The 11,444-nt window shown below is 69.5% G+C and carries 10 protein-coding genes and 1 tRNA gene; 2 read left to right on the forward strand and 9 right to left on the reverse strand.

The annotated features are described in order from the left end of the window. Window positions 1-128: 128 nt before the first annotated feature. The gene (locus tag PSA7680_RS17990) at window positions 129-626 is read right to left on the reverse strand and encodes a Hint domain-containing protein (RefSeq protein WP_176244182.1); all 498 of its coding nucleotides are present in this window, start codon (window positions 624-626) and stop codon (window positions 129-131) included. A gap of 227 nt (window positions 627-853) precedes the next feature. On the opposite strand from PSA7680_RS17990, the gene PSA7680_RS17995 reads away from it, so the two are divergent. Continuing rightward, window positions 854-938, forward strand: a tRNA-Leu gene (locus tag PSA7680_RS17995). A 102-nt stretch (window positions 939-1,040) separates the two neighbouring features. Here PSA7680_RS17995 and PSA7680_RS18000 read toward each other — a convergent pair. The 5 genes from PSA7680_RS18000 to PSA7680_RS18020 all read right to left on the reverse strand — a co-directional run bounded on the left by PSA7680_RS18000 (window position 1,041) and on the right by PSA7680_RS18020 (window position 6,109). Next, window positions 1,041-1,805 carry an SDR family oxidoreductase gene (locus PSA7680_RS18000; protein ID WP_085870048.1) on the reverse strand — a complete coding sequence of 255 codons (765 nt, stop codon included), beginning with the start codon at window positions 1,803-1,805 and terminating at the stop codon, window positions 1,041-1,043. A 74-nt stretch (window positions 1,806-1,879) separates the two neighbouring features. Further along, a complete protein-coding gene (locus tag PSA7680_RS19030; RefSeq protein ID WP_085870049.1) occupies window positions 1,880-2,914 on the reverse strand; it encodes a glycosyltransferase in 1,035 nt (344 codons plus the stop codon). 28 nt (window positions 2,915-2,942) lie between these two features. Beyond that, window positions 2,943-3,911 carry a glycosyltransferase family 2 protein gene (locus PSA7680_RS18010; RefSeq protein WP_085870050.1) on the reverse strand — a complete coding sequence of 323 codons (969 nt, stop codon included), beginning with the start codon at window positions 3,909-3,911 and terminating at the stop codon, window positions 2,943-2,945. A gap of 34 nt (window positions 3,912-3,945) precedes the next feature. Further along, the gene (locus PSA7680_RS18015; protein ID WP_085870051.1) at window positions 3,946-4,863 is read right to left on the reverse strand and encodes a glycosyltransferase family 2 protein; all 918 of its coding nucleotides are present in this window, start codon (window positions 4,861-4,863) and stop codon (window positions 3,946-3,948) included. 4 nt (window positions 4,864-4,867) lie between these two features. After that, entirely contained in the window at window positions 4,868-6,109 is a 1,242-nt protein-coding gene (locus PSA7680_RS18020; RefSeq protein WP_085870052.1) for an oligosaccharide flippase family protein, read from the reverse strand. A gap of 230 nt (window positions 6,110-6,339) precedes the next feature. Between PSA7680_RS18020 and PSA7680_RS18025 the strand changes: the two genes are divergently transcribed. Further along, window positions 6,340-7,548 (forward strand): polysaccharide biosynthesis/export family protein, encoded by a 1,209-nt coding sequence (locus tag PSA7680_RS18025; protein WP_245824752.1) that lies wholly within the window; start codon window positions 6,340-6,342, stop codon window positions 7,546-7,548. Window positions 7,549-7,936: 388 nt separating this feature from the next. On the opposite strand, the gene PSA7680_RS18030 is transcribed toward PSA7680_RS18025, so the two are convergent. From PSA7680_RS18030 to PSA7680_RS18040, 3 genes are all read right to left on the reverse strand, one after another. Continuing rightward, window positions 7,937-10,546, reverse strand: coding sequence for a hybrid sensor histidine kinase/response regulator (locus PSA7680_RS18030; RefSeq protein ID WP_085870053.1), 2,610 nt, complete (start codon window positions 10,544-10,546; stop codon window positions 7,937-7,939). A 65-nt stretch (window positions 10,547-10,611) separates the two neighbouring features. Further along, entirely contained in the window at window positions 10,612-11,142 is a 531-nt protein-coding gene (locus PSA7680_RS18035; RefSeq protein WP_085870054.1) for a putative pterin-binding protein, read from the reverse strand. 110 nt (window positions 11,143-11,252) lie between these two features. After that, window positions 11,253-11,444, reverse strand: a 192-nt coding sequence (locus PSA7680_RS18040; RefSeq protein WP_217808362.1) for a transposase, incomplete at its 5' end; no start/stop codon positions are given.

Here is an 11,444-nt window from a genome sequence, read left to right on the forward strand (position 1 = left end):
ACAGCGGCGAGATCACCGCCCATTCCGCATCGCTCACATCGTGTCTGCCCGTCATGCTCACCTCCGTTTCCGAAAGTGAATCATCACACCGCCAAAAACGGAATCCCGTTTATGAGTTCACGACCTAGTCAGCGCAGGGTGGCGGTGGTGTGGGCTTCGGGCCGGATTTCTGGCCGGATTTCTGGCCGGGCCGTCGGCAGGGGCGGCATGTGGCTGCCAAGTTCCAACCCGTCGGCATAGATCACCTCGGCCCCTTCGAAGAAGAGCGCGGTGAAGCGGCGTGTGCGCGGCCTTGCTTCGCGGCGGATGAACTCCCCGTCGACGAGCCGTTTGGCGGGCACCAGCGCGCGGGCCGCGCCATGCAGTGCCGTGGCCCGCCAGTCGCGCAGCAGCACCGGCTGTTCGGGGTGCAGAAGCGTATCGCCTTCGGGGCAGTCGGCGCCCAGCGTGCCCGCGCCCACCCGGACGGCGCGGCAGGTGGCTTCGAAGCTCTCCACGCCGAGGAGCCGGACCATGCCGGTATCGCGGGTGATGAGCCGATCGCCGGGGCAGAGGAACTCCACCGGCAGCGCGCCATCGAGGGTGAGGATTGACGTGCCATGCGCAATGCCTGCGCCTGGCTGCACTGGTGCCTTCGCGGGGAATCCCCCGCGCCAATGCCCGACCGTTTTCGGTTCCATGGGCTATCTCGCTCTGACCTGCCTTTATTATTGGGGCCAGCATAGCTTAAAACCGCGTTACGAAAAGCCTTTTTCTGCTTTCCGGTGCGGGTGTGATTTTTCACTCGCACCCGTTTCCGGGCTCTGGTAATCAGCCTGAAACGGCCGCTGCCCCATGGGCGGGGCGGCCGCGTGCGGGTGTGGCGGAATTGGTAGACGCACCAGATTTAGGTTCTGGCGCCGCGAGGCGTGGGGGTTCAAGTCCCTCCACCCGCACCACGATGGCCCTTCAGGCGAGCGCATCGCCAAGCGGCTGGTTTCAAACGTTTTCTTTCCCGTGCGGCCTTGGTTTCCGGCCCTGGCCCGACGCCATGGTGGGGATCAGAGCGACGCGGTGATGCCGCCGTCCACGTAGAGCACGTGGCCGTTGACGAAGCTGCTGGCGCCGGAGGCGAGGAAGACGCAGGCGCCCACCAGTTCCTCCACCTTGCCCCAGCGCCCGGCCGGGGTGCGCCTTTGGAGCCAGGCGCAGAAATCCGGGTCCGAAAGCAGGGCGGCGTTGAGCGGGGTTTCGAAATAGCCCGGCGCGATGGCGTTGCAGTTGAGCCCGTGGCGGGCCCAGTCGGTGGCCATGCCCTTGGTGAGGTTGGCCACGGCGCCCTTCGTCATCGTGTAGGGGGCGATGCCGGGGCGGGCGAGGGCCGACTGCACGCTGGCGATGTTGATGATCTTGCCCGCGCCGCGCCCGATCATGTGGCGGGCCACGGCCTGACCCACGTGGAAGACGCTGGCGATGTTGGTCTGCATCAGCTGATCGAAAGCCGCTTCCGGAAAATCCTCCAGAGGCGTGCGGTGCTGCATCCCGGCGTTGTTGACGAGAATGTCGATCGGGCCGATGCCGGCCTCGAAGCCATCGACGGCGGCGCGGGCGGCGGCGTGGTCGGTGACGTCGAAGGGCAGGCGATGCACGGTGGCGCCTTCGCTTTCCAACTGCCGCGCGGCGGTTTCCAGCTTCGCGGTATCCCGCCCGTTCAGGGCGATCTCGGCGCCGGCCTCGGCCAGCCCGCGGGCCAGGGCGAAGCCGATGCCCTGGGTGGAGCCGGTGATGAGCGCGCGCCTGCCCGCCAGAGAAAACAGATCCGCCAAGGTGCTTGCCTCCCTTGCTGCCTTGCCTTCCCTTGCTAGCGGCTGCGCGGCGCCCGTGCAAACCCGGATCGGGATCAGGCGGCCAGCGGGGCTGCCTGCGCCTGCGTGCCGGTCTGCAAGTCGGCCTGCGCGGGGCGCAGCGTGTCCAGCATCTGGAGCCAGCGGGCGGCGAAGCGGGCTTCGCCCTGCAACACCGGGCGCGGGCGGTCGGCGAAAGCGCCGCTGGCCACGGTCTCGATGGCGTCCTGCCATGCGGCGCAGGTGCCGACCTCCACCTTGAGGGCGCCGTCGGCGATCTGGTCGCGCAGCCCGTCCACATCGGCCACGAGCACCGTGCGCCCGGCGGCGAGCCCCTCCTGCGCCACCAGCCCGAAGGCCTCCCAGCGCGAGGGCATCAGCACGCAGTCCACCTCGGCCATGGCCTGCGCCGGGGCCGCGCGGAAGCCCTCGAAGCTGATCCGGGCATCGCCCTCGGCCAGGGCCTTCAGCTCCTCCTCCAGCGGGCCGGCGCCGAAGATCTTCAGGCGGAGGGCCGGGTTGCGCGTGGCCTTGAAGGCGTTGATCGCGGTGGCGAAGCCCTTCTGTTCGTGCAGGCGGCCGATGAGGCCGAAGACGCGCGGCGCGCCCTCGGGGGCGGGAAGGGCGGTGAAATCGGCGAGATCCACGCAGGGGCTGATGTGGAACAGCTTCTCGCGGCGGGCAAGCTTTTCGCGCAGCATCCAGTCGCGCTGGTCGCGGCTCACGGCCACGATCCCGTCCATCATCGCGTAGGCGGTGCGCAGCAGGGTGCAGAAGCGGCCCATGTGGCGCACCTTGCGGGCGGCGAAACCGGCGGTGTAGCTGTGTTCGACATGGATCAGCGTGGCCGCCGGGTGCATCGCGCGCAGGGCGATCAGCGCGGGCAGGGCGCGCCAGCTCACCGTCAGGTGCGAGACGATCACGTCCACCCCGGTCTGCGGCGGCAGGATCGCGCCGCGGCGCGGAAGCACGTGCACGCGGTGCTCGGCTTCTTCGCCGATGGCCGGGCAGCCGGTGATGTAGTCCACGACGCGCATCACGCCGCCGGCGGTGGTGTCGTCCATCAGGTGCAGGATCTGTTGCTTGGTCATGGGGCTGTCTCCTTTGGGCGGGCTGCGATCAGGCGGCGCGGCGGGTGAAACGAAGGGGGTCGATGCCGGGAACGGCGAGGGCGAGGGCGGCGGCTGCGGTGGTCAGGCTCTTGACCGGCTCGGCGACGACCGGCTCCAGCGAGGCCGCAAGGGAGCGGCGCAGGTAGTGGCGCGCGGCCCGCCCGTCGCCGGCGGCCACGGCGCGGCGGGCGAGGTAGCGCAGCTGGTAGGCGCAGGCCGCGCCCTCGTGGGCGGCGAAGAACTCCGGCGCCAGCGGGCGCAGCTTGGCGATCACGTTCTCCCAGCTCGCGAGCTGTTTCTCGGTGCTGGCCGAAAGCCCGTCGGGGGCCACGCGGTAGAGCGTCAGATCGCCGGGAACGCCCTCGATCTTCCATCCGGTGGTGAGGGCGAAGCGCAGCCAGCACTCGATGTCTTCGGACTGGCGGAAGCGTTCGTCGAAGTAGCAGATGCGGCTGGAGTGCGCCGGCTGGCGGAAGGCGATATCCTCAAGCGCCGCGCGGCGCATGACGGCGGCGGAGCCGTTGCCCACCGGGTTGCGTTTCAGGATGTGCGCCGGGGTGATGCCGGTGAGGCGCGGGCTCTGGGAGATGCCGAGCGGGCGGCTTTCCATGTCGATCAGGGCGCTGCCGGCGTAGGAGAGGCCGAGCAGCGGATCGCTGTCGAAATGCGCAGCGTGGGCGGAGAGTTTGCCGGGCGCCCAGAGATCGTCGGAGTCGCAGAAGCCGATCAGGGCTGCGCGGGCGGCGTGGATGCCGGAGTTGCGGGCCCCGGCAAGGCCGCGGTTGGCCTGGCGGATGTAGCGGAAGCGGCTGTCGGTAAGGAAGGGCGCCGCCACCTCGGCGGTGTTGTCGATGGAGCAGTCGTCCACGATCACCACCTCGAAATCACTGAAGCTCTGGGCCTGCAGGGACTGAAGGGTCTCGGCGATGGTGGCGGCGGCGTTGAAGGCGGGAACGACGATGCTGAAACGGGGCATTGGTATCACTTTCGAACGGGATTGCTGGGCAAGTTCATTGGGCAAAGAGCGATTGGCGCAGGGCGCGCGGCAGGGCGGGGGCGGCGGCGGCGGCCAGCGCGGTCAGCGCGCCCCGGCGCAAGGGCGAAAGGAAGGCGCGCGGCGAGGCGCGCAGGCCGGCGGCCGCAAGCCGCGCCGCCTTGGTGCCGCAGACGTCCAGCCGCAGGGCGCGGCGGGCGAGGTAGCGCAGGTAGACGGCTTCGTTCTCGGCCGTGGCCTGCACTCCGTAGCGGGCGGCGGTGGCCAGGGCGATCTGGCGGGAGGCGGCCATCTTGTCGAGATCGGCCGAAAGCCCGCCGGCGGAGGCGCGATACCAGACGTGCAGCTGCGGCAGGCCGCGGATCACGCAGCCCTCGCCCACGGCGCGGATCAGCCATTCCAGGTCCTCGTTCTGCGCCATGTCGGTGGCGAAGCCGCCGGTCATCGCGAAAACATCCCGCAGCACGGTGAGATTGGACATGGTGCAGACCGGGTTTTCCCCCAGAAGCTGCGCGATCGTCAGCGCGCCTTCCGGCACGGTGGAGGTCGTCGCGGCCACGCCTTCGCGGGTGAAGAAGGCGATCCGGCTGTAGAGCGCATCGGCGCTGGTGCTGGCGAAGGCCTCGGCGAGATCGGCGAGCTTGGTCTCGGTCCAGAGGTCGTCGGCATCGCAGAAGGCGAGGAACCGGCCTTTCGCGCGGGCGGCCCCGAGGTTGCGCGCGCCGGAGGGGCCGTTGCGGCCCTCGTCGATCAGACGGATGCGCGGCTCGCGGGCGGCATAGGCTTCGACGATGGCGCAGGTGGCGTCGGAAGAGCCGTCGTCCACGCAGATCGCTTCCCAGTCGCCGAAGCTCTGGGCGATCAGGCTGTCGAGCGTGGCGGCGATGGTGGCCTGCGCGTTGTAGCAGGGCAGGATGATGGAGAAAGTCGTCATCGGATCAGGCCTCGGATTGAATGGTGCGCGGGGCTTGCGCGGCGAAGGGGGTGAGGATGCGGAAGGCGGCAAGGCCGAGGATCAGGCAGCAGGTGGCGAGGTAGCCCCAGGCCATGGCCGTCAGCCCGAAGGGTGCGGTGGCCACGGTGGAGGCCGCGAGCGCCACGGTGAGCGCCAGCGTGATCCACAGTTCCACCTGCGGGCGGTTCTCGGCGCGCAACTGCGCGGCGCAGACGGTCCAGAGCGTCAGCGGCAGGGCCGAAAGGCAGAGCACGCTCACCGTGGGGGCGATCAGCGCCCAGTCCGCGCCCAGCAGGGCAGGGACGTAGAGCGGGGCGAGCAGGGCCTGCGCGATCACCACGGGGGCGATCATCGCCAGCGCGATGCCGGCGGCCTGGAGCGAGGCGCCCTTGCCGGCGGCGCAGAGCTGCGGGAAGAGCACCGTGCCGAGCGCGGCGGTGAAGGAGGTGGCAAGGCTCAGGCCGGCGTTGAAGGCCATGAAGTAGTAGCCGAGCGCATCCGCCCCCAGCAGCGCGCCGACGAGCAGCTTGTCGGCATGCAGGCGCAGCGCTTTCACCATCTCGGTGCCAAGGATCGGCGCGCCGAAGGTGGCGAAGGGGCGGATCGGGGCCGCGGTTATGCCTGCCACCGGCGCCCAGGGCCGCAGGCGGCGCACGGCGATCAGCCAGAGCGGCGCGGAGAGCACGCGCGGCAGGATCAGCGCCAGCGGCGAGGGGAAGGCCAGCGCCAGCGCCACGGCGGCGGCGTTCGCCCCCACGATCTGCGCGCCGGAGATGGCGGCCATCTGCTTCATCTTGCCGTCGCGCATCGCCAGCGCCGCCTGCACGATGCCGCCGGGCATGAACAGGTATTCCAGCGCCGCCACCGCCAGCAGGCCGCCGACCATCGGCAGCCCCGCGGCCCAGAAACCCGCGGCCACGGCCAGTTGCAGGGCGAAGAGCCCGAGGCACCAGCCCCAGACGATGCGGCGGGCAGCCTTGCAGGTGCTTTCGAGCGCATCGGCCTCGGCCGCGATCACCCGTTGCACCACGCCGGTCTCCGTCATCGCCTTCACGATTTCGGCCACGGCCAGCGCGGCCGCCGCGGTGCCGATCTGCTCGGGCGAAAGCGCGCGGGCGACGGCGAAGACGACGAAGAGCCGCGACAGTTTCGCGGCCACTTCACTGGCACCGTAGGCCATCAGGTTGGCGGCAAAGGTCTTGGCGGGCAGGTGGGTCGGGCGCATCGGATCACTCGTTGAACATCTCTGCCTCCTTGCTACCCGCTCAGGGCCGCCTTCCGCGCGCTGCCGGGCGGATCACCGGCGGAGAAATTGGTGCAGAATTATCCCATTCGGATAGGAATGCGATCCGGCCGGGGCGCTCGCGCTGGGCGGGCGCGGCCTTTAATGCTCTAGTGTCGCTAAAAAAAATCGAGGTGAAGCAGGTGTTCCAAACCGAAACGCGAAGGGCGGCCTTGCCCCGGGCGCTCCTGTTCGGACTCGCCGGCCTCCTGGCCGGCTGCACGCCCGTGGGCGATCCCCAGAACATCGAGCCGGTCTCGCGCGGGGCCGGATACCAGGCACAATACCGGGATCCCGAGCCGCGGCAGACGGGCCAGCCCGTGTTGCGATCCGCGCTGATGAACGCGCAGAAATGCCTGCCGTGGCGCGGGGATGGCGGCGGCGAAGCCGGCAAGGGCGGCGGGCTCAACACCCTCGCCCTGCAGGGCGAGAAGGTTTCGCGAAACGACATCGTGGACGTGCGCGTGGGCGCGGATGCCGATCTCACGGGGCGCTACGTGATCTCCCGCGACGGGGCGCTGAAACTGCCCTTCCTGCGGCCGATCCCGGCGCAGGGGCGCAGCGTGGAAGAGATCGAGGCCCGGCTGGAGCAGGAGCTTCTGTCCTCGGGCCTCTACGAAACCCTACCGCCGCTCTCGGTGCGGATCGCGGATTTCGCCTCCGTGACCGTGGGCGTTTCCGGCGCCGTCTTCGAGCCCCACCAGGTCGAGATCGGCGGTGTGTCGGGGGATGAAACCGATACCGAGCGCCAGCTCGCGCTGGGCGCCTCCACCGAGGCGCGCAACCTTTCGGCCGCCCTGCGGGCCGTGGGCGGCGTGCGCCCCGATGCCGACATCTCGGCGGTGGAATTGCGCCGCAACGGCCAATTGCACGTGATCGACATGCGCGGCGTCTTCGAGGGGCGCAACATGGTCGACGTGATGCTGATCACCGGCGACACCATCTTCGTGCCTTCGCGGCAATGCTTCCAGGACGATCTGATGCGCCCCAGCCCGATCAGCCCGCCGGGCGTGTCGATGTTCCTCTCCAACCTCACCCAACCGGCGCAGCACAACGCCAACTCCGCCATCGGCCGCGACGTGCGCGAAATGCCCTACGGCACGCGCTTCCTGCAGGCGGTCGTGGACAGCAACTGCGTCGGCGGCGCGAAGACCAGCTCCGCCCACCGCTCCGCGGCGCTGCTGTCGCGCAACCCCGAAACCGGGGTCTCGGTGGTGATCCACCGCGACATCGAGGCCATGCTCGATCGCGGCGACCGGGATGACTACGATCCCTACATCCTGCCCGGCGACGCGCTGGCCTGCTACGACAGCACCGTCACCAACATCGCCGAGGTCGCGCGGGTGCTCGGGCTCGTGGGCGTGGCGCTCGCCCTGAACTGAGCCCACTTTGTTCCGAAAATATCCTCGGGGGGGCCGCGGGGGGCAGACAGCCCCCCGCACTAGCCTAAAGTGAGGGGCAGACAGCCCCCCGCATCAGAATTATGTGAGTTGCAGACAGCCCCCGCCCTGGCATGAAGTGTGGTGCAACACGCCCCTCGCGGCCAGTTCCCACATACCGGGCGCGCGGGCCTCACGAGGCTCGGCGGCATGTCCGCATGTCAGAAGCAAAGCCCGAACCAAGGCAGCGGCACGCGGCATTCGAACGCTTTCGTGCGGCGGCACTCCTCAGCCAACCCGCATGGCACAAGCGCCCGGCCGTGGCTGCGCGGCCGGTGCGTCGAGGCGCAGGCGGGGCAGGCCACGGGCGGGGCGCGACACGGCCTCGCCGTCAGGCCCGGGCCAGCCGGGGCCGGGTCTGACGCCACTGCGCGGCCAGCGTATCGACGGCGGCGCGCAGATCGGCGCCGGAGGCCGTCTTGCCGCGGATCTCGAGCGTGCGCAGCGCCGTGGCGAACTCCTCCGCGCCGAACAGCCCCGCCGAGGCCAGTGCCTTGTGGGCGAGGCCCGAGATTTCCACGCCGGCCTCGGCGGCTTCGGAGGCCATTCGCGCCTCGGCGGCCTCCAGCAGCGCATCGATCTCTTCCACGAAGCGGTCGAGCATGGCGTTGTAGGTGTCTGCGCCCATCAGCTCCACGGTGTCGTCATTGCGCAGGGGGGCGGCCGCATCCGGCGCGGCGGCCGTCTCGGCGGCCCTTTCGACGGGCTGGGCGCCTCTCCCCTCCGGCGCCGCCGCCGCCCGGACCCGCAGCCCGGCGACTTCGCGCAGCACGCCGTTGATCTCGCGGGCGGAGACGGGTTTGCCGAGAAAGCCGTTCATCCCGCCCTGCAGGTAGCGTTCCTTGTGCTCGGGCAGCACGTTCGCCGAGAAGGCGTAGATCGGCACGTCATGGGCTTCGTGGGCGGGGTCGCGGATCTGCCGCGTGGCCGTCAGCCCGTCCATCACCGGCATGTTGATGTCCATCAGGATCACGTCGTAGCCCCCGTTGCAGGCCGCGGCCACGGCCTCGGCGCCATTGCCCACCAGGGTGCAGCGATGGCCCCCCTTTTCCAGCAGGCGCTTCACGACGAAGGCGTTGATCTCGTTGTCTTCGGCCACGAGCACATGCATCGGCGGGATGCGCTCTTCCGCGGCCGCGCCTTCCGCCTGCGCGTGTGCATCCGGTGCCGCGCAGGGGGCCAGCGGCAGCCGGAACCAGAACACGCTGCCCTCGCCCTCGGTGCTTTCCACGCCGATCTCGCCGCCCAGCAACTGCACGAGCCGCCGCGCGATCGACAGGCCCAGCCCGGTGCCGGACTCGTTGCTGTGGGTCGTCGGGCCGCTGGTCTCGAAATCCTCGAAGATGCGCACGAGATCCGCTTCCGGGATGCCGGTGCCGGTGTCGATCACGCGGAATTCCACGTTGGGCGCACCGGGCTCGGCCTGCCCGTCCACCTCCACCTCGATGTCGATGCGCCCGTTGCGGGTGAACTTGATCGCGTTGCCGACGAGGTTGAGCAGCACCTGCTCGATGCGGTTGCGGTCGGCCTCCACCCAGGTCATCGGGGTGCCGGCCCAGGCCCAGCTGATGGCGGTGCCGTTCTTCTCGGCGGCGCCGGCCTGCCCATCGACGATCTCCTGCAGGAAGGCGCCCAGATGCAGGGGCGCCTTTTCCACCGGCAGCTTGCCGGCCTCGAAACGGGCGATGTCTAGAATGGCGTTGACGTGCTGCATCAGCTGCCGGCCCGAGATTTCCATGTTGGTCTGATACCGCCGCTGCTCGGGATCGAGCGCGGTATCGGCCATAAGGGCGAGGTTGCCGAGCAGCCCGTTGAGCGGGGTGCGGATCTCGTGGCTCATCACCGCGAGGATCTCCGATTTCGCCCGTTCGCCGGCCAGCGCGGCGTCGCGGGCCTCCACCAGCGCGGCCTCGCTTTCCTTCTGCTTGGTGATGTCGCGTATGAAGGCGATGATGATCTCGCCCTCGTCGCTGCGCGCCGATTGCAGCGCCAGTTCCACCGGCAGGCGGCTGCCGTCCTTGCGCAGGGCCTCAAGCTCGATGCGCCCCTTGCCGACGAGCTTCTTCTCGCCCGTGGCCGCCATGCGCGCCATGCCGGCCGCATGGGCCTCGCGCAGTTCGGGCGGCACGATAGGATCGCCCACCTTGCGGCCCCGCACATCCTCGAAACGGTGGCCGAAGATGTTTTCCGCCGCCGGGTTGAAATCGAGAATGCGCCCCAGCGAATCCGACACGATCACCGCATCCAGCGCGGTGGAGAGGATCGTCTCCATGTGGGCGTTGGCCCGCGCCAGGCGCGCGCCGCGGGCCTGGCTGCGGCTGTGCTCGCGCCAGGAATAGGCCGCCAGCAGGGCCAGCGCCACCATCAGCACCCCGGTGAAGATCGGGTAGCCCGTGAGCGTGGAGGACATGCGCGCCCGCGTCGTATCCGAGGAATCGGCAAAGGCGGACAGGCCGGCGAGGTAGAGCGTGCGCACCTGCGGGCGCACCTTCTCCACCGCGTCCAGCAGATCGGGGACGGCGGCCTTGAGCGCCTCGTCGCTGCCGTCGATCAGCGGGACGGCGGATTCGAGAAATGCGCCGATCTCGTCCAGCGCGGCCTGCACTTCGGGGTTGGCCCGCGCCTGGGCGAAGGAGGAGCCCCGCGCGAGGATCTCGTTGCGGCTGTAGAGGATGTCGAAATCCTTGCGCACCCGGGCGAAATCGGGCTCGGGCTCATGTTCCACCTCTTCCAGCGCGATGTGGAAATCGAGGAACTCGATCTCGATCTGCGACAGCGTCCATTGCACGCTGTCGTGGTCGGCCGACTGCAGATCCGACAGATCGCTGTAGACGCTGCGGCCGAGAAACAGAATCGCGACCGCGCAGAGCAGGGCGCCCAGCCCGAACACCCATTTCAGATACCCGCGTGAGATGGCGTCATCGCCCTGGCCGTCCTGCATCCAGCCCCTTGCCTCCCTGTTTGCCGCGCCCCCTGCCGTCATGTCAGGGCACCAGCGTCAGCCTATTAAGCTGTGTGTGATACACTGCGAGCGTAAACGCTTTCTGTGCGAAAGGCCGCCGAGGCGTCGAAAGGGTAGATGATCCAGAGCGGGCCGAAGCCGCGTCGGGGCAGGGGGGCGCCGTCCATCTCGTAGGCGATGATCGGGCCGTGGCCGGGGCGCAGGTCCGCCGCCGGGATCAGGGCGGCATAGTCGTTCAGGGCCGTAGCCCGCACCGCACTGGCCTGCCGGCCGAGGTGGGCGAGAAGATCCGAAAGCGCCACGCCGGCGAAGCTGTGCCGGCCAGAGGTCCAGATCGTGGTGGTGGTGAACTCGGTACGTCTCAGGCTGCGCAGGGTCTCCATGTCCAGCGTGAGCGCGGGGGAGCCGGGCAACTGGATGGCAAGGGCGCCGCCCGCGACCGCCGCCCCGGGCTCCGACGCAGGGGTCGCGGCGGAGGTGGGGGCGGGCTGCGGGCCGAGGGGCAGCCCGATGACCAGCCCGAGGGCAATGGCGAGCGGCGCGATCAACGCGCGAAAGGCAACAGGGACATGCATCGCTTTTCTCCACGTGTGCCCCAGTCTGCCCCGGAGCGGGCCCCGGCGCCTGCACGCACATGGATGGGCCCCTACCCGAACGGGTAGGAGCCCTGGGCGGCAGCCGCGCGCTAGGTCGTGGACTCATAATGTCTGATCCAGAGCCTTGAGCAAGCGAGGTGAAGTGCGGCGAGGTAGTTTGCTGCGGTTTTGAAGTATCGCGTTGCGATGCCGCGGAAGTGTTTGAGACGATTGAAGAACCGTTCGACCTTGTTGCGTTCGCGGTAGAGGTCTCGGTCGACGGTCCTGACCACGCGGACGTT

This window comes from Pseudoruegeria aquimaris (assembly GCF_900172235.1).
GTDB classification, from domain to species: domain Bacteria; phylum Pseudomonadota; class Alphaproteobacteria; order Rhodobacterales; family Rhodobacteraceae; genus Pseudoruegeria; species Pseudoruegeria aquimaris.

What these genes read in the sequence shown, in the direction of transcription:
- PSA7680_RS19030 (WP_085870049.1), bottom strand. Translation starts at nt 2,914, where the DNA reads ATGACCAAGCAACAGATCCTGCACCTGATGGACGACACCACCGCCGGC.
- PSA7680_RS18010 (WP_085870050.1), bottom strand. Translation starts at nt 3,911, where the DNA reads ATGCCCCGTTTCAGCATCGTCGTTCCCGCCTTCAACGCCGCCGCCACC.
- PSA7680_RS18015 (WP_085870051.1), bottom strand. Translation starts at nt 4,863, where the DNA reads ATGACGACTTTCTCCATCATCCTGCCCTGCTACAACGCGCAGGCCACC.
- PSA7680_RS18020 (WP_085870052.1), bottom strand. Translation starts at nt 6,109, where the DNA reads ATGCGCCCGACCCACCTGCCCGCCAAGACCTTTGCCGCCAACCTGATG.
- PSA7680_RS18030 (WP_085870053.1), bottom strand. Translation starts at nt 10,546, where the DNA reads ATGCAGGACGGCCAGGGCGATGACGCCATCTCACGCGGGTATCTGAAA.
- PSA7680_RS18035 (WP_085870054.1), bottom strand. Translation starts at nt 11,142, where the DNA reads ATGCATGTCCCTGTTGCCTTTCGCGCGTTGATCGCGCCGCTCGCCATT.